Annotated in this window: 18 protein-coding genes; 10 read left to right on the top strand and 8 right to left on the bottom strand. The window is 45.6% G+C overall.

The genetic code is table 11. From position 1 onward, the window contains the following. Nucleotides 1-6 precede the first annotated feature (6 nt). Nucleotides 7-720 (top strand): polyphosphate polymerase domain-containing protein, encoded by a 714-nt coding sequence (locus K1I80_RS10590; RefSeq protein ID WP_223312470.1) that lies wholly within the window; start codon nucleotides 7-9, stop codon nucleotides 718-720. A gap of 19 nt (nucleotides 721-739) precedes the next feature. Continuing rightward, nucleotides 740-1,999, top strand: a complete 1,260-nt coding sequence (locus K1I80_RS10585) for a carbohydrate-binding domain-containing protein (RefSeq protein WP_223313911.1) — start codon at nucleotides 740-742, stop codon at nucleotides 1,997-1,999. Between the two features lie 79 nt (nucleotides 2,000-2,078). On the opposite strand, the gene K1I80_RS10580 is transcribed toward K1I80_RS10585, so the two are convergent. From K1I80_RS10580 to K1I80_RS10565, 4 genes are all read right to left on the bottom strand, one after another. Beyond that, nucleotides 2,079-3,032 (bottom strand): S66 family peptidase, encoded by a 954-nt coding sequence (locus K1I80_RS10580; protein WP_223312468.1) that lies wholly within the window; start codon nucleotides 3,030-3,032, stop codon nucleotides 2,079-2,081. 145 nt (nucleotides 3,033-3,177) lie between these two features. Further along, entirely contained in the window at nucleotides 3,178-4,245 is a 1,068-nt protein-coding gene (locus K1I80_RS10575) for a DUF4097 family beta strand repeat-containing protein (protein ID WP_223313910.1), read from the bottom strand. Next, nucleotides 4,238-4,837, bottom strand: a complete 600-nt coding sequence (locus tag K1I80_RS10570; RefSeq protein ID WP_009659568.1) for a DUF1700 domain-containing protein — start codon at nucleotides 4,835-4,837, stop codon at nucleotides 4,238-4,240. The genes K1I80_RS10575 and K1I80_RS10570 overlap by 8 nt, the downstream gene beginning before the upstream one ends. Then, a complete protein-coding gene (locus K1I80_RS10565; RefSeq protein ID WP_002899377.1) occupies nucleotides 4,812-5,150 on the bottom strand; it encodes a PadR family transcriptional regulator in 339 nt (112 codons plus the stop codon). Before K1I80_RS10565 ends, K1I80_RS10570 begins: the two co-directional genes overlap by 26 nt. A 258-nt stretch (nucleotides 5,151-5,408) precedes the next feature. On the opposite strand from K1I80_RS10565, the gene K1I80_RS10560 reads away from it, so the two are divergent. Genes K1I80_RS10560 through K1I80_RS10535 form a run of 6 tightly spaced genes read left to right on the top strand, consistent with a single transcriptional unit; the run spans nucleotide 5,409 to nucleotide 10,397 of the window. Then, nucleotides 5,409-5,540: a teichoic acid D-Ala incorporation-associated protein DltX gene (locus tag K1I80_RS10560; RefSeq protein ID WP_002894209.1), complete on the top strand. Its 132-nt coding sequence runs from the start codon at nucleotides 5,409-5,411 to the stop codon at nucleotides 5,538-5,540. A gap of 19 nt (nucleotides 5,541-5,559) precedes the next feature. Further along, nucleotides 5,560-7,110 (top strand): D-alanine--poly(phosphoribitol) ligase subunit DltA, encoded by a 1,551-nt coding sequence (gene dltA / locus K1I80_RS10555; RefSeq protein ID WP_223313909.1) that lies wholly within the window; start codon nucleotides 5,560-5,562, stop codon nucleotides 7,108-7,110. Beyond that, nucleotides 7,107-8,351 (top strand): D-alanyl-lipoteichoic acid biosynthesis protein DltB, encoded by a 1,245-nt coding sequence (gene dltB / locus K1I80_RS10550; protein ID WP_223313908.1) that lies wholly within the window; start codon nucleotides 7,107-7,109, stop codon nucleotides 8,349-8,351. Before dltA ends, dltB begins: the two co-directional genes overlap by 4 nt. A gap of 19 nt (nucleotides 8,352-8,370) precedes the next feature. Continuing rightward, on the top strand, nucleotides 8,371-8,610 hold the full coding sequence (gene dltC, locus K1I80_RS10545) for a D-alanine--poly(phosphoribitol) ligase subunit DltC (RefSeq protein ID WP_002899374.1): 240 nt from the start codon (nucleotides 8,371-8,373) through the stop codon (nucleotides 8,608-8,610). After that, nucleotides 8,603-9,871, top strand: coding sequence for a D-alanyl-lipoteichoic acid biosynthesis protein DltD (gene dltD, locus K1I80_RS10540; RefSeq protein ID WP_223313907.1), 1,269 nt, complete (start codon nucleotides 8,603-8,605; stop codon nucleotides 9,869-9,871). The genes dltC and dltD overlap by 8 nt, the downstream gene beginning before the upstream one ends. Nucleotides 9,872-9,911: 40 nt before the next feature. Continuing rightward, on the top strand, nucleotides 9,912-10,397 hold the full coding sequence (locus tag K1I80_RS10535) for a GNAT family N-acetyltransferase (RefSeq protein ID WP_223313906.1): 486 nt from the start codon (nucleotides 9,912-9,914) through the stop codon (nucleotides 10,395-10,397). Nucleotides 10,398-10,427: 30 nt separating this feature from the next. Here K1I80_RS10535 and K1I80_RS10530 read toward each other — a convergent pair whose 3' ends face one another. The 3 genes from K1I80_RS10530 to K1I80_RS10520 form a co-directional block, all read right to left on the bottom strand. Continuing rightward, nucleotides 10,428-11,255 carry a Cof-type HAD-IIB family hydrolase gene (locus K1I80_RS10530; protein WP_223313905.1) on the bottom strand — a complete coding sequence of 276 codons (828 nt, stop codon included), beginning with the start codon at nucleotides 11,253-11,255 and terminating at the stop codon, nucleotides 10,428-10,430. Nucleotides 11,256-11,287: 32 nt separating this feature from the next. Next, complete coding sequence (locus K1I80_RS10525) at nucleotides 11,288-12,034, bottom strand: DeoR/GlpR family DNA-binding transcription regulator (RefSeq protein ID WP_223313904.1); 747 nt, start codon at nucleotides 12,032-12,034, stop codon at nucleotides 11,288-11,290. Nucleotides 12,035-12,196: 162 nt separating this feature from the next. Then, entirely contained in the window at nucleotides 12,197-12,592 is a 396-nt protein-coding gene (locus tag K1I80_RS10520) for a hypothetical protein (RefSeq protein WP_002907568.1), read from the bottom strand. 280 nt (nucleotides 12,593-12,872) lie between these two features. On the opposite strand from K1I80_RS10520, the gene K1I80_RS10515 reads away from it, so the two are divergent. Together K1I80_RS10515 and K1I80_RS10510 are read left to right on the top strand one after the other, a co-directional pair. Then, the gene (locus K1I80_RS10515; RefSeq protein ID WP_223313903.1) at nucleotides 12,873-13,454 is read left to right on the top strand and encodes a DNA-3-methyladenine glycosylase; all 582 of its coding nucleotides are present in this window, start codon (nucleotides 12,873-12,875) and stop codon (nucleotides 13,452-13,454) included. Nucleotides 13,455-13,457: 3 nt separating this feature from the next. Next, on the top strand, nucleotides 13,458-14,720 hold the full coding sequence (locus tag K1I80_RS10510; RefSeq protein ID WP_223313902.1) for a S41 family peptidase: 1,263 nt from the start codon (nucleotides 13,458-13,460) through the stop codon (nucleotides 14,718-14,720). A 25-nt stretch (nucleotides 14,721-14,745) separates the two neighbouring features. Here the strand turns inward: K1I80_RS10510 and K1I80_RS10505 are convergent, their stop codons facing one another. Continuing rightward, on the bottom strand, nucleotides 14,746-15,912 hold the full coding sequence (locus tag K1I80_RS10505; protein ID WP_223313901.1) for a CynX/NimT family MFS transporter: 1,167 nt from the start codon (nucleotides 15,910-15,912) through the stop codon (nucleotides 14,746-14,748). Between the last annotated feature and the right edge of the window lie 37 nt (nucleotides 15,913-15,949).

Here is a 15,949-nt window from a genome sequence, read left to right as displayed (position 1 = left end):
AAGCCCATGGCAGAAAAATTTTTTCAACATCATTTTCAGCGCTTTGAAACCAAATACATCATTTCCAAGGAAACCTTGCTGGATCTATTGCTAGAGTTTGAAGGCTATCTGGTGGAGGATGAGCGAGCTTATTCGACCATTAACAATCTCTACTACGATACGCCATCTTATCAGCTTATTCGTGAGTCCTTGGAAAATCCTCACTTTGATGAGAAAGTTCGCTTGCGGACCTATCAAGAGCATCCGACCGAGGATAGTCAAGTCTTTTTAGAAATCAAGAAAAAGACAGAAGGTCTGGTCACCAAACGCCGTCTTGCAGCAGATTTGCTGACAGCAGAAGCCTATCTGGACGGTGATTATAGTCAGCTGACTGACCTTCAGATAGATAAGGAAATGGTCTGGTTGACCCAGCATTTTGGCCATATTCAGCCTATGATGTATATCGGCTACAATCGTTATTCGATGAAAGGGATTGAGGATGAGCGGATTCGGATTACCTTTGATCACGACCTGACCTACCGTCCTTATGATCTGAGTCTCTTAGCCGGTCGCCATGGAGATCATCTCCTGCCAGCCAATCATGTCATTATGGAAGTTAAAATTCCAGAAGCTTGTCCGCTATGGCTGAGTGAAATCATGGATCGCTACCAACTGTCTCCGAGCTCTTTCTCCAAATATGGCTTTGCTTATAAAGAAGCAAACTATATCAGCAGCAAATAAAATAGATAGGAAAAGAAAAATGAAACAATCAAAATCAACCCTTAAAAAAATTAAATTGATGATTCCACTAGTCTTGATGACAGCAGTGCTAGGAGCATGCAGCTCAAACGCCAGCAGCTCTACAGCTTCAAGCAGTGCCCAGGCTGTTAATGCTACCAGCACCAGTCAGACTAAGACCAATACTTCTGATTACTTTGCCTCAGAGGATTCGGACGCTTCTTATGATGTGTCCAAGGCGACAACCATCAGCCTGAGTGGATCTAGTGCTAAGACCTCTGGTGACGGAGCTAGTGTCTCTGGTTCCATTGTGACAATCTCAGAGGCTGGAACTTATGTCGTTTCCGGAACGAGTGAAAATGTGCAGATTGTCGTCAAAGCAGGTGATAGCGACAAGGTTCAAATCGTCCTAAATGGTGTAACCATGAGCGGGACAGATGCAGCTATTCTAGTAGAAAATGCGGGTAAAACAAGCCTGACTCTGGCTGACGGCAGCCAAAACACCATCTCAGACTCATCAAATCATAGCAATACGGATGCAGATGCAGCTATCTATAGTAACTCTAATCTGACTCTCAATGGCTCTGGAAGCCTGACAGTTGATGGTAAGTATGAAACAGCGATTAAGTCTGAGCAGACCTTGCGGGTGACAGGTGGTACCTATACACTCAAGGCAGCTAAGAATGGTCTGTCAGCAGCTTCAGCCATTAATATCAAGGACGCTACTATTGATATCACAGCGACAGAAGATGCCATCCACGCGGACAATGATGAAGATACTTCTCTGGGGAATCTTTATATCCAGTCTGGCACCATCACGATTAATGCTGGTGATGATGGTCTGCACGCTAGCAATATAGCTTTGATTGATGGTGGGACGATTACGGTTTCCAAGAGTGTAGAAGCTCTGGAAGGAACCAATGTTACCATTAACGGCGGGAAATTGGATCTTTATGCGACAGATGATGGTATCAATGCAGCTAGTGATGTAACTGGAGCTGATATCTTTATCAAGATTACCGGTGGCGATATCAAGGTCGAGGTCGGCCAAGGCGATACCGATGCTATTGACTCCAACGGTGATGTCATCATGTCAGGAGGAAACTTGGATATTACTTCTACGGTATCTGCCTTTGACTTTGATGGAACGGCTACCTACACTGGAGGTGCCATCACGGTCAATGGTGAAAGCCGAACAGAAATCACAGCAGACGGACCTGGCGCTGGTGGACCTGGTGGCGGCGGTGCCCCAGGCGGTCAAGGCGGTTTTGGTGGACGATAAGAAAGCCGACGAGATAACAATGAAATAGTGCCTAATGAAAGAGAAGAATCCTCATTCCAGCTGGAATGAGGATTTCTTGCTATTCATCAATTCTGATCAACATCTTCTCCGTATCCACCGTCACTTGAGCACCGATGGTAATGGTAAAGAGTGGCTGAGTATGGGCAAAGTCCAAGTCGTAGAGGACAGGAATTTGTTTGAGAATTGGATGTTTGTCCAAGATATAAAGGAGCAGCTCCTCTGTCATCTGACATTCTTTTGGAAAGCGGCCGATGAGGAGGGCCTGCGGGTTAGGATAGGCCTGAAGGAGGGCAGCTAGATTGCGTTCAAATTCTACATAGAAATCTTCCTCCGCCTCCTCAACAAAGAGGACATAGTTTTCATCTGTCGGGGCATAGGGGGTGCCGCGTAGGAGCGAGAAGGTGGAGAGATTGCCACCGATAGCAGTGGCTTGGGCTTGCCCGTGATGATAGACCTTCCACTCTGTTTCATGAAAAGTAAGTGGCGCATCGGGCAGATACCAAGCATTGTCGCCCCATTTTTCACTAGGAGTCAGCTCGTAAGAAGTCTGGCTGACGGCCTTGAGCCAGCTCTCGGTCTGATAGTCCTGCAGGGCATCCATCTTAAAGCTAGAGTAGGACGGTCCCATGTAGGTTTTCATACCAGTCTTACTATAGATGGCGCTGAGCAAGGCTGTTGTGTCCGAGTAGCCGCAGAAAATCTTAGGATTTCTAGCAATTAACTCAAAGTCTAGATAGGGCAGGAGTTCATTGCAGTTGAAACCACCGATTGTGGCCAGAATAGCATCAACGGAGTCATCCGAAAAGGCAGCATGGATGTCTGCCACCCGGCTTTCGATGGCGGCAGAGCCTAGAATATCATTTTCCAGATAATGCTCCGAAAAAGACACGATAAAACCCAGCTTTTCCAAGCGCTCCTTGGCGGCTAGATTGGCCTCAAAGCCACCGATGTGTTCGATTGATGCCGAAGGGCTGACGACCCGAATGTGCATACCAGGTGCGAGTTTTTTCATAGGAACCTCCTTGGGATAAATTTTTATAGAATATCATAGCACAAAGGCCAAGACCTGTAAAGCAAACTTAGGTCAGTGCGGGAATTTTTATCAAAAAAAGGGAGCCGCTGAAGACTCCCTGATTGTATATATTCTTTTCTATGATTTATTCGCTGAGCTTAATGCTACCGCTTTCGACGCTGGCAGTAAGTGTAGTTGTCGGATTTTCGACTTTACGGATGGCAGAGCCGCCAAGTTCATGGCCTTTGGAGTGCTCTACACTTATACTACTAGGGATGTCAATTTCACCTAGATCCGCTTTCAGATCAAAGGATAGCTGCGACAAACTGCCAGAAACCAGATGCAGATTAATATCGCCCAGTTGGTTAGTGATAGAGATTGTACCAGCTAATTCCAACTGTTCAGAGTTCAGTGAGCCGCTTGAGATTTTCAGAGTGCTGTCGGAGATTTTGCTCGAGTTTAGATTGACCTCTCCCAGAGAGTTTGATATTTCGCCAGATGCGAACTGGCTGTTGCTCAGAGTGATGGTACCCGAAGAATCAATGATTTTTCCAGAGCTAATCTGACTGTTATTGATGGTAATCTCTCCCAGAGAGTTCTTAAATTTACCAGATGCGAATTGGCCATCATTCACAGTCAACGAGCCCTGAGATAGAGAGAAGTCAGCATTTTTGGCTGATAGATTGGACAGCGTAACATCTCCTAATGACGAACTGCCGCTGAATGTCTCAAGCTTGGTCCCCTTGGGCAGGGAAAGCTGCACAGTACGCTTCTCCTGAGATTCTTGGTCAAATAAGCTGAGTAAGGAGCGGATGCCAGTGCTTATGTGGAAGGAGCGGATGTCAGTGCTTATGTGGAAGGAGTCTGCACCATCTTCCTTGATGTTTAAGTTTCCATTTTCAGAACTTGTTGTTATTTTTCCAAGCATGCTGCCGCCAATCTGATAGTTGCCGTCTCTTTGGTAATAGGTCAAGTGAGCCTTGTCATCAGGAGATTCGCTGATGACGAGGTTTCTAGCTGCTAAGTTGATATTTAGGGAAGAAAGATCAGAGAAACTTTCTTCTTTTTTCGTTAGTTTTACCTTGCTTTTGGTAGAATTGACCAAGTCATTGACACCGCCTGTAATGGAGCCGATAGTTGTCAGGGCTCCACCAAAGAGGCAGGCTAAAATAGCTGCAGATAAAAGAGGTTTTTTCAATTTGATGTTAGCCATGACGTGTTCCTTTCTTTGCGAAAAGTTGAGCTAGTTTGACAAAGCCAGCCTTGCCAAACTGAGTAACAGGAGAAATGCCTGCGTAGAAGATGCCGGACAGTCCCAGAACTAGAACACTGAGCCCCAGAGTGAACAGGAAGGCCGGGATCGATGTTGTCAGTCCCACTGTCAAAGTGTCCCAGATCAGGCTGATTCCAAAAATAAAGAAGGCAAAGGCACCTATAGCCATGACTAGAGCAAAGATAAAGACGAAGAGGAAGAAAACGAAAGTCAAAAGAGCTGCTACTATAAAGAGCGGAATAGCCAAGGGTGCTGCCAAAATGGATAGGATAGCAATCTGGACGATGTTCTTAGTGTTTTTTGATGAACTGCTGTCTTGATTATCTTCCTCGACTTTTTTGTCCAAAAGATTTAGCATAATCTCGTGGGCCGCTTCCTTTGGGCTGCCTAAATCAGCAATAGCAGCTGCCTCGCCCTCTGGGCCTACCTCGTCGAAGTACTCAGTGAAGTAATCCATAGCTTCCTGGTAGTCCTTGCGTGGCAGTTTTTTTAGATATTTTTCTAGCTCAGCTAGATACTCGGTTCTTGTCATGACGGATGCTCCCTTCTATGATACCGCTGATGGTCATGGTATAAGTTTGCCACTCTTCTTTTAGAGTGAGTAAATGTTCATGCCCGTAGGCAGTGAGTGAATAGTATTTTCGTTTTCGTCCTTGGTACTCCTGCGAATAAGTCGTGAGGCAGTCATTTTGCTCCAGCTTCTTCAGAATGGGGTAAAGTGTTGATTCTTTGATATTGGCAATCAGCTTAATCGTCTGGCTGATTTCATAACCGTAGGAATCGTCTTTTTCAAGGATGGCTAAGATGAGAAACTCAATCAAAGCCGATGATGTGGGGAAAGACATAGGACCACCTCCTTGTGTAAAATATTTATATATAATCTTTCTATATATAGTCTACAACCTCTTAGGAAAAAAGTCAAGCAAAATATATAAAATTTTTATATATTTTTTGAAAAAGTCTTTTAATGGCTGTTTATAAGGCACATCAAAGTACCTTTCTTCCTTACAAGAACTTTACATCTTCCTTAGCTTTTGTGTTGAAAACATCTTCCATAAAATGGTAAAATGGTGTAAGTCTAACTAAAAATATAAGAGAGATCAATGAAAAAACATCAAACCCTATATAAGTTTTTGGGCCAAACCCTACTATATTTTGTTATCTTTCTGGCCTTGCTTTATTTCTTTAGCTATCTGGGTCAGGGTCAGGGCGGCTTTATCTATAATGAATTTTAATGTGAGAGAGTAGGAAATAATGTCAAATAAAGTGATACATGATATGATTGAAACGATTGAGCATTTTGCTCAGGTGCAGCCGGATTTTCCAGTTTATGATATTTTAGGTCAAGTTCATACTTATGGCGATTTAAAGAAGGATTCCGATTCGTTGGCGGCTCAGATTGACCGTTTGGGACTTCCCGATAAGTCTCCGGTTGTGGTCTTTGGCGGTCAGGAATACGAAATGCTGGCTACTTTTGTGGCCTTGACCAAGTCTGGTCATACCTACATTCCTATTGACAGCCATTCAGCCTTGGAGCGCGTGGCAGCGATTGTGGAAGTTGCTGAGCCAAGCTTGATTATCGCCATCAACGATTTTCCGTTGGCAGATGTAGCAGCCCCTATTTTTAGTGTTGAGCAAGTTCAGGCAGCTTTCAGAGAGGGAGCGTCCTATGAGCTTAGTCATCCAGTGCAGGGAGATGATAACTACTACATCATTTTCACATCAGGAACGACTGGCAAGCCTAAGGGAGTGCAGATTTCCCATAATAATCTGCTCAGCTTTACGAATTGGATGATTACGGATAAAGAGTTTGCGACTCCGGAGCGTCCTCAAATGTTGGCTCAGCCGCCTTATTCTTTTGACTTGTCGGTCATGTATTGGGCGCCGACTTTAGCCTTAGGAGGGACTCTTTTTGCCCTGCCTTCGGCTGTGACTCAGGATTTCAAGCAGCTGTTTGAGACGATTCTCAGTCTGCCTATTGCTATCTGGACTTCGACGCCTTCCTTTGCGGATATGGCCTTGCTGTCGGATGACTTTAACAGCCAGAAGATGCCTCAGCTGACGCATTTCTATTTTGACGGCGAGGAGTTGACGGTCAAGACAGCTCAGAAGCTGCGCGATCGCTTCCCTCAAGCTCGCATTATCAATGCTTACGGTCCGACTGAGGCAACAGTGGCCCTGTCTGCAGTAGCAGTGACAGATGAGATGCTGCAAAATTGCAAGCGCCTGCCGATTGGCTATACCAAGGCGGACTCTCCGACCTTTGTCATTGATGAAGAGGGGCAGAAGGTGCCGAATGGTCAGCAGGGAGAAATCATCGTCTGCGGTCCAGCGGTATCCAAGGGTTATCTGAACAATCCTGAAAAAACCGCAGAAGCCTTCTTTGAATTTGAAGGTCTGCCAGCCTATCATACAGGAGATGTCGGCTCAATGACAGATGAAGGCCTGCTGCTCTATGGCGGCCGGATGGACTTCCAGATCAAGTTTAATGGTTTCCGTATTGAGCTGGAGGATGTGTCTCAGAATCTGAACAAATCGAAATACGTTGAATCTGCAGTGGCTGTGCCCCGCTACAACAAGGACCACAAGGTTCAAAATCTGCTGGCCTATGTCATCCTCAAAGACGGTGTGGCTGAGCAGTTTGAGCGAGAAATCGATATTACCAAGGCAATCAAGGAAGATCTGCAGGATATCATGATGTCCTACATGATGCCGTCCAAGTTTCTCTATCGAGAGACCTTGCCTTTGACCCCGAATGGCAAGATTGACATTAAGGGGCTGATTAGCGAGGTCAATAAGCGATGATGGATTTCTTGAAACAGCTGCCTCACTTGGAACCCTACGGCAACCCAGTTTACTTTGTCTATATCGTTCTGGCAGTTCTGCCAATCTTTGTCGGACTTTTCTTTAAGAAACGCTTCCCCCTTTATGAAGCCTTGGTCAGCTTGGTCTTTATCGTCCTGATGCTGACAGGTCCCAGTCTGGCGCAGCTTTGTGCTTTACTGGGCTATGTCATCTGGCAGATAGTTTGGGTTTATTCATATAAGCTTTATCGCCAGTCGCGGGACAGCAAGTGGATCTTTTATCTGCATACTTTGATGGCAGTTCTGCCGCTTGTGCTTGTCAAGGTAGAGCCCGCAATCAGCGGCCATCAATCTCTCTTTGGTTTTTTGGGGATTTCCTATCTGACCTTTCGTTCGGTAGGGATGATGATTGAGATGCGCGATGGAGTTCTGACAGAGTTCACGCTCTGGGAGTTCCTGAGTTTCCTGCTCTTCATGCCGACCTTTTCGAGTGGCCCCATTGATCGTTTTAAGCGTTTCAATGAAGACTATTTGAACATTCCTGAGCGCGATGAGCTGCTGGATATGCTGGAGCAGTCTGTTAAGTATATCATGCTAGGCTTTCTCTATAAGTTTATCCTAGCCCATATCTTTGGACATCTCTTGCTGGGGCATGTCAAGACCTACGCTCTCTATACCGGCGGTTTCTTTAATCTGGGAACTCTGGGCGTCATGTATGTCTTTGGTCTGGATCTCTTCTTTGACTTTGCCGGTTATTCGATGTTTGCGCTAGCTATTTCCAATCTCATGGGAATCAAGAGCCCTATCAACTTTGATAAGCCCTTTCTCTCACGCGATTTGAAAGAATTTTGGAATCGCTGGCACATGAGTCTGTCCTTTTGGTTCCGTGATTTTGTCTTTATGCGGCTGGTCATGGTCCTGATGCGCAATAAGGTCTTTAAAAACCGCAACACGACCTCTAGTGTGGCCTATCTGATCAACATGCTGATAATGGGCTTTTGGCATGGTGTGACCTGGTACTATATCGCCTACGGTCTCTTTCATGGAGCTGGTCTAGTCGTCAATGATGCCTGGCTGCGCAAGAAGAAAACGCTAAACAAAGAGCGCAAGGCTAAGGGGCTTCCGCCTTTGCCAGACAATAAATGGACCCAAGCTTTGGGGATTGTGGTGACCTTTCACGCAGTCATGTTCTCATTTTTGATCTTTTCGGGATTTTTAAATGAGCTTTGGTTTAAAAAATAAAAATGAATGAGGAAGAAAAATGGATATAAAAACAGAAGTAATTGAAATTATTGAAGAACTATTTATGGAAGATGTGTCAGATATGATGGACGAGGATTTGTTTGACGCTGGTGTCCTAGACAGTATGGGAACGGTCGAGCTGATTGTTGAGCTGGAAAACCGTTTTGATATCCGCGTGCCAGTGTCAGAGTTTGGCCGCGATGACTGGAACACAGCTAATAAAATCGTTGAAGGCGTAACGGAGCTTCGCAATGCTTAAACGACTCTGGTTGATTCTGGGGCCGGTTTTCTGCGCCATGGCCATGGTTGCCCTGCTCTTTTTCTTCTATCCGCTTGATAAAAAGCATGATATAGAAGCAGAGAAGCGCTCGGCAGTGACTTTGACAGCAGAAAACTTCAAGAGCCGCAGCAAGAAGGTGACAGCCTTGACCGATAAGAAGATGCGCTTTGTTCCCTTCTTTGGCTCTAGTGAATGGCTGCGCTTTGATAGCATGCATCCAGCAGTGCTGGCTGAGAAATACGACCGCTCCTATCGGCCTTATTTTCTAGGCCAGCGCGGGGCAGCATCATTTAATCAGTACTTTGGTATGCAGCAGATGTCCTCTGAGCTGGAGGGGCAAACGGCGGTCTATGTAGTGTCGCCCCAGTGGTTTACCAAGACTGGCTATGATGCTTCGGCCTTTCAGCAGTACTTCAACAGTGATCAGCTGACGGCTTATCTGTCTCAGCAGCAAGGAGATGCGGCGGCGCAATATGCAGCCCAGCGCCTCCTGCAGCTTTATCCAGATGTTGCTATGGCAGAGAGCGTCCAGAAGCTGTCGGAAGGTAAAAAGCTGAGCAGCTTTGAAGAGCGCCATATTGAGATGATGGCTCATCTTAATGAGCGCCAAGATGCTTTTTTTAGCAACTTTGCTGCCCTCAATAATGAAAATTATGACCAGCGAATTTTGCCTTATATGGCTGATTTGCCAGACACCTTCTCCTATCAGGCTTTGGAAGAGATTGCTACAGCAGAGGCCAAGAAGAAGACCAATAACAATCAATTCGGCATAGACAATCAATTTTACAAGACCCGTCTGGCCGGCAAGGTTGCCAAGCTCAGAGGTTTTCAAACCAAGCAATCTTATGAAAAATCTCCTGAGTACAACGACTTGCAGCTGGTTCTGGACCAGTTCGCCAAGTCAAAGACTAATGTCATCTTCATCATTCCACCGGTCAATTCTAAGTGGATGGAGTATACAGGACTCAGTCCTGAAATGTACCAGCGGACGGTTGCCAAGATTCGCTACCAGCTGGAAAGTCAGGGTTTTACCAACATCGCTGATTTTTCTAAGGACGGCGACAAGCCTTACTTCATGCAGGACACTATCCACATGGGCTGGAATGGCTGGCTGGCCTTTGACAAGGCTGTTGATCCTTTTGTAGCCAATCCACAGCCGGCGCCAAACTACCAGATCAATGACCGCTTCTTCACTAAGGAATGGTCTCAGTATACTGGCAAACCAGAAGAATTCAAATAAGGTTGGGACTTTCCAGCCTTATTTTTATAAAGGAGGAAAGATGAAGATTCGTTTGTCCCAAATAGAAGATATCCCAGCCATTATGACGATTTATGATGTGGCTCGTCAGTTCATGAAAGACCAAGGCAATCCGACTCAGTGGGATGGAGGCTATCCCAGCGCGAGCTTGATTGAGGATGACATTGCGACTGGCCACTCCTTTGTTGTCGAGGAAGAAGGGCGGCCGGTTGGTACCTTTGCCTTTATCATTGGAGAAGACCCGACCTATCAGGTCATCGAAAAGGGAACCTGGCATTTTGCAGAGCCTTACGGCACCATTCATCGCATCGCTTCGAACGGGCAAGTCAGAGGCCTGTCCCGTCAGGTCTTTGATTTTTGCCGCCAGCAGATTCCCTACTTGCGAATCGATACCCATGCGGACAATCAAGCTATGCAGGCTGCTGTCCTGAACTACGGCTTTAGGAGGTGCGGCATTATTTATGTGGCTGATGGCAGTCCTCGCCAGGCTTATGACTATCATCAATAAAAAAATCTGCCCTTGAGCAGATTTTTTGCGTTATATCAAAACATACTTTTCTACAGCTTCTGCAACTCCGTGCTCATTGTTGCTTTTGGTGACGGCTTTTGCCTCGGTTTTGACTGCTTCGGGGGCATTGCCCATAGCGACTCCAAGTCCAGCCAGGCGGAGCATAGGAAGGTCATTGAAGTTGTCTCCGATTGTCATAACCTGCTCTAGATGCACTTGATAGTGCTGGGCAATTTCGTATAAGGCTTGCTCCTTGGAGACATGCTTGGCCGTGACTTCCATGTAGTTGTCCTTAGAGAGATAGAAGGCTGTCTTGGCAAAGTCCAAGGTCTGTAGGTAGTCATGGAGTTTCTGGATGATAGGCGCTTCATCAATGAGGAGTAACTTGTGAGCAGGCATTAGAACATCCAGCACCGGCATTAACACATTCTGAATTATCGGCTGCTCACCTGTAATAGCTGCCTCTATCTGCACCCACTTATCCAGACGGTCAGCGATCCAATCCTTACCAGAGTAGAGATTGATGGATACGCTAGGAAATTCAGCCTTGACAAATTCCAGAAAAGTGCGGATTTCTTTCTTGTCGAGAGGATGCTCGATAATAGTTTCATAAGCTTGCGGGTCGCCCTTGATGACCAGAGCGCCATTGTAGCAGGCTAACGGATTATCTCCCAGTCCCAGCTCACGGGCAATGGGCTCCATGCCTAGAGGAGAGCGGGCAGAAGCGAGAACGAAAGGGATTTTTTCTCGGCTTAGCAGGGGAATCATGTCTTTGAGATTAGGATCTACTAGATGCTGGTCGTCCAAAATGGTGCCGTCAATGTCGCTGATAATCAGGCGAATCGGGTGGTTTGTCATAGCTCTTCCTCCTTTGTGTCTAATGGATCGATTTAATAAATTATTTTAACCTTGTCTCCAAGCAGTTTTTGGACTTCAGGGATGGGCTCTTGGTCCGTAATCCAGTAGTCAAAGTCGCTGACAGGACCCAGGATGTACTTAGATTCTTTCTGCCATTTGTCTTGCTCAGCCAGCAGAATCTTAGTCTTGGCGTGCTTCAAAGCCAGTCTTTTCAGGTGAGCATCAGCCTCGTCTTCAAAGCTGACTAGACCATCAGAGACACTGGCTGCCCCTATAAAGGCAATGTCAAAGGAAATTTGCTCCAGCAGCTCTGCTTCATTGAGCGCATAGTAGAATCGGTTTTTGGGATAAAATTTTCCGCCTAAGAGGTGAAAGTCCACTTTGTCCTGAGTGCTCAGCATGATTGCATTATCAAGAGAATGGGAGTAGATTGTCATAGGCTCCTTGATGCGCTGAGCCAGATGGAGAACGATGGTTGAGACATCAAAGAAAGCTATTTGCCCCGGCTTGAGAAAGTCGTGGGCCTTCTGAGCAATAGCCTTTTTTTCTTGACTTAGTCGGTTGATGCGGTCGTTAAAGGAGGGGATTTGCCGGCTAGTGTCTAGCGGGATAATACCTCCGTGGGTGCGCTGCACAAGCCTACGCTCGCTCAAAATCGAAAAATCTCGCCGAATAGTATCTTTAGAGACCTGAAAATGTTCAATCATATCCTTGGCTGACAGCTGTTTTTTCTTAGCCAAAAGCTCTAAGATTTCAGCTAAGCGTTGTTCTTGGTACATGCATGTCCCTCCTTGCTTTTCTAAATAGAGTATAACACGACGGATAAGTTTTTACAAGTATTTTTAATGTTTTACAAGTTTTTGAAATGCATAGGAGAAAGACAAAAAAACCGAGCAAAACTCGGTTTTTATGATTTATAATAATCAAAAGACATTTTTCAATTAAGGTGTTTGAATATTGACAGATCCATCGCTGCCGACCTTAACATCAACGCCGCCGCCTTGAACATGAACGCCATCTTCATTTACGCTAACGCCAGCGTTGTCAGTTTGTACATTAGCACTACCGTCTCCGTTAGTTTCAACAGAAGCATCGCCGCTTTCGTCATCGCCATTTACATTAACGCTGGTATCACCGCCGTTTACGTTGACTTTGGCACTACCGCTTTCTTCAGATGTGCTGCTAGAGCTTGTTTTAGCTTTAGATGAAGAAGATACGCTTGAGCTGGAACTTGAGCTTTCTTCAGTCTTCTTATCTGCAGAATTTCCGCAAGCTGCTAAAAAGAAAAGTGCAATTAGTGGTAATAAAAATAAAGAAATTTTAGATAATTTTTTCATCTTACCCCTCCTTCTAGTATAATATTAAACAAATATTTCATTTGAAGCAATGAAAAACTGGATTGATACATAAATAACATACTCTGTTAATAAAAATGTTACAAAATATATGCAATGCAATTAGACAATAAATAGATTTTATAAGCTTTTCCACGATTTTTTGGCTGTTTACATCGTAATCTTTTTGTAACAAATAACAAGTTTATGAGAAGGAGAAAAATAACATTTTTGCAACATTTCTTTTCCTCTGTAAATGGAGAAATCATGCTATAATCAACCTATGTTGTCAAGAGATTTTCATAAACTAATCGAGACAGACACAGTTGCAGCAGCGCGAGCTTTGTTAGGTATGCAGCTGATTATAAATGGTCAGAAGCTAGGCCGAATTGTCGAAACAGAAGCCTACCTGGGAAGTCAAGACAGTGCCTGCCATTCGGCTGGAGGGCGCCGCTCCCCTAAGAATGAATCCATGTATCTGCCAGCAGGTCACTGGTATGTTTATCAGATTTATGGTCATCAGATGCTGAATCTGGTGACCAAGGGTGAAAATGTGGCTGAAGCCGTACTGATTCGAGCCTTAGAGCTGCCGGATGGCCGACTTTTAGCTAACGGCCCTGGCAAGTTAACCAAGTATGCTGGGATTGACAAGCGCTTTGATGGACAGAGTTTAGCGACCTCCAGTCTGCAATTAGCCCATGACTTGACTCCCAATCAGATTGCCAGCCGTCCGCGGATTGGCGTGACCTGCACAGATGCCTGGCGGGAAGAGCCCTTGGGCTTTTATGTGGCCGGCAATCGTCATGTCTCAAAAATGCCCAAACGAGGTCTGCTGGACGATGAGGACACCTGGAAGAAGGAGTAAAAGATGAAGAAAACAGAGATTTTTGAGCAAGTTGTAGAAATTATGCGAGAGGATTCCTCTACAAAGAAAGACATCATGGGTGCAAATCCCGAGGAATATCGAGTGCGTATCACAGATCAGATGAGTCAAGAGGACTTTCTTTACCAGATGCATTGTTATATAGCCAGTTTTGGGATTTTATCTCATGTTTGGTTTGGGATTAAGGAAACGCAACCGCTCGGATTTAAGCTAAGATACTACCAAGACAGCCTCTGCGTCCTGCAGGCAAATAGTGACACGGGGCTGAAACGTGGAGACCAGATTCTAGCCTTGGATGGGAAAGCCTTGCCTCAGGTGTATCAAGAGCACAAGGACTATTTTGTCAGTTCCACACCAGAGCGACAGCACAAGGAGTGGGCTTACTTTGTGGAGCATGCCGGAGAAGTTACAGTAGTACGCAATGGCAAGGAAGAGCAACTGCATGTTCGACCGACCGCTCACCCAAATAAGTCACCGCAGTTTGAATGGCGCAATCTTTCTGAGGACATCGTCTATCTTAAGTTAGAAGATTTTACGGATGAGGTAGCCATCACTCAGCTTTATGCTGACAGTCAAGCAGCTATTGAGCAGGCCAAGTATTTAATCATTGATGTTCGGGTCAATTATGGCGGAACGGACTCGCTTTATTATCCACTTTTCAAATATACTCTCCCTCAGGGAAAGGCCTTCAGTGACTTAGATTTGCCAAGCGATGATGGGATGGAGATTCTCTATACCGATAGAAATGTTGATTTGCGCCAGCAACTGATGCAAAATATCCTAGAAGATCCAAACTTGTCAGCAGAAACTCACCAGATTCTCAAAGAATTTCTAAAAGAATTAGAAGAAAATCGGGGAAAAGGGTATGTCCTTTATGGCGATGAAGACAGTGAGCAGAACTTTCTACCAGACGTTCTAGGCCTAGCTCGACCTGAAAAAGTCTTTGTGCTAGCAGATGTTACCTGTGGGTCTTCAGGTGACAATTTTGTTGATACCATGAAAAAGATGCCCAAGGTTACGGTTCTAGGGCGTCCGACTATGGGAATTTTAGATTATTCCAATTGCTGCGTGAAGGATTTTGGTGACTATGAGCTTCTGTTTCCCACCTCACGAGACACTAGGATTGATCAAGGAAAGGGCATGAATGATAAGGGAGTTGAACCAGATATCTTGATTCCTTGGACACCAGAGCACTTAGAGCGGGATGTGGACCTGGAAGAGTGTCTCAACTATTGCAAAAACGCTTAGGATTTCTAAGCGTTTTTCGTCTTTATTATATCTTGTCAAACTTCTCAATGTAAAAGAGAGTTAGCGTCACAATGGCAGCCAAGCCAATGAGAATGAGGATGGCTGGAGTCCAGGAATGGAATAAATCAAAGCTGTATCCAAAGAGGCTTGGTCCAAAGGCGGCCAGAATATAACCACCAGTCTGGGCCAAGCCAGATAGCTGAGCGGTTTGTTCAGGAGTACTGGTTTTGAGCGAGAAAGTGACCATGAGGTAGGGGAAGAGGGCGCTGACGGACATACCGATTAGCAGATTGAGGATGAGCCAGTAGACAAAGGAATCTGTCTTTACCAGCAGCATACCCAGACCAACCATACCGGTTGCAGAAAATAGAGCGATCATCCCCAAGCGTTTTTTAGCTGATAGACGCGTTGTCAGACTAGGTATCGTCATGGCCAAAGGAAGGCTGATAAAGGAAAAGACAGAGGCCAAGAAACCAGTAGCATCATTGGAAAGTCCTGCCAACTGACCAAGAGTCGGCAGCCAAGTGATAGCCGTATAAAAGAGTAAGGACTGCAGGCCGCCGAAAACAATCAGAGCCCATACTCTAGGATTTTTTAGCAGACTCCCCATTTGCTGCTCGCGGCTTTTGCTAGTCAGTTTGTGATTATGCCGACTGTTCGGCAGCCAGATTAAGCAGGCCAGTAAGCAGATGAGGGTCAGGACGAGAATCAGTCCTTTCCAGCCGGCTAAGCGGACAATAGGTGCAGCCAAGGGAGACATGATTGAGATGGCCAGTCCCATAGAAGTGATATAGAGTGTGGTTAGAAATCCAATTTTCTCTGGCTGATTGGCCTGAATGACATTAGGCAGGAGCACATTTAAGACGGCGATAGCAGCCCCTAGCATGATTGTACCTGCATAGAGTAGAGGCAGGTTAAAGATACGAATAAAAGAGCCCAGAGTCAGCACAATCATGGCTATGGTAAAGAGCTTTTCTAGGCCGACCTTTTGAGCCAGGCGTGGGGAAAAGGCTGAGCAGAGGGCAAACATGATCAAGGGCAGGCTAGTCAGCAGTCCCAGAGAGTTGACGGGAACTTGCAGCCCCTTAGCAATATCGCCCAGAACAACGGGCAGCACTGCAAAAGGCGCCCGTAGGGCAACCCCCACCATCAAAATACCTGGGAGCAAAAATTTCGAATGTTTCTTTTTCATAAAGTTAAGTTTCCTCCTATATAAGTATCAAAATAAA

Source organism: Streptococcus sanguinis, assembly GCF_019929225.1.
Taxonomy (GTDB): domain Bacteria; phylum Bacillota; class Bacilli; order Lactobacillales; family Streptococcaceae; genus Streptococcus; species Streptococcus sanguinis_J.
Note: the sequence above shows the minus strand (reverse complement) of the source record. Positions and strands in the feature narration are given on the sequence as shown.

Coding starts and splice junctions, on each gene's coding strand:
- K1I80_RS10525 (WP_223313904.1), bottom strand. CDS start 12,034: ATGTACCAAGAACAACGCTTAGCTGAAATCTTAGAGCTTTTGGCTAAG.
- dltB (WP_223313908.1), top strand. CDS start 7,107: ATGATGGATTTCTTGAAACAGCTGCCTCACTTGGAACCCTACGGCAAC.
- K1I80_RS10535 (WP_223313906.1), top strand. CDS start 9,912: ATGAAGATTCGTTTGTCCCAAATAGAAGATATCCCAGCCATTATGACG.
- K1I80_RS10580 (WP_223312468.1), bottom strand. CDS start 3,032: ATGAAAAAACTCGCACCTGGTATGCACATTCGGGTCGTCAGCCCTTCG.
- dltD (WP_223313907.1), top strand. CDS start 8,603: ATGCTTAAACGACTCTGGTTGATTCTGGGGCCGGTTTTCTGCGCCATG.
- K1I80_RS10570 (WP_009659568.1), bottom strand. CDS start 4,837: ATGACAAGAACCGAGTATCTAGCTGAGCTAGAAAAATATCTAAAAAAA.
- K1I80_RS10585 (WP_223313911.1), top strand. CDS start 740: ATGAAACAATCAAAATCAACCCTTAAAAAAATTAAATTGATGATTCCA.
- K1I80_RS10560 (WP_002894209.1), top strand. CDS start 5,409: ATGAAAAAACATCAAACCCTATATAAGTTTTTGGGCCAAACCCTACTA.
- dltA (WP_223313909.1), top strand. CDS start 5,560: ATGTCAAATAAAGTGATACATGATATGATTGAAACGATTGAGCATTTT.
- K1I80_RS10530 (WP_223313905.1), bottom strand. CDS start 11,255: ATGACAAACCACCCGATTCGCCTGATTATCAGCGACATTGACGGCACC.
- K1I80_RS10505 (WP_223313901.1), bottom strand. CDS start 15,912: ATGAAAAAGAAACATTCGAAATTTTTGCTCCCAGGTATTTTGATGGTG.
- K1I80_RS10590 (WP_223312470.1), top strand. CDS start 7: ATGGCAGAAAAATTTTTTCAACATCATTTTCAGCGCTTTGAAACCAAA.
- K1I80_RS10565 (WP_002899377.1), bottom strand. CDS start 5,150: ATGTCTTTCCCCACATCATCGGCTTTGATTGAGTTTCTCATCTTAGCC.
- K1I80_RS10515 (WP_223313903.1), top strand. CDS start 12,873: ATGTTGTCAAGAGATTTTCATAAACTAATCGAGACAGACACAGTTGCA.
- dltC (WP_002899374.1), top strand. CDS start 8,371: ATGGATATAAAAACAGAAGTAATTGAAATTATTGAAGAACTATTTATG.
- K1I80_RS10510 (WP_223313902.1), top strand. CDS start 13,458: ATGAAGAAAACAGAGATTTTTGAGCAAGTTGTAGAAATTATGCGAGAG.
- K1I80_RS10575 (WP_223313910.1), bottom strand. CDS start 4,245: ATGGCTAACATCAAATTGAAAAAACCTCTTTTATCTGCAGCTATTTTA.
- K1I80_RS10520 (WP_002907568.1), bottom strand. CDS start 12,592: ATGAAAAAATTATCTAAAATTTCTTTATTTTTATTACCACTAATTGCA.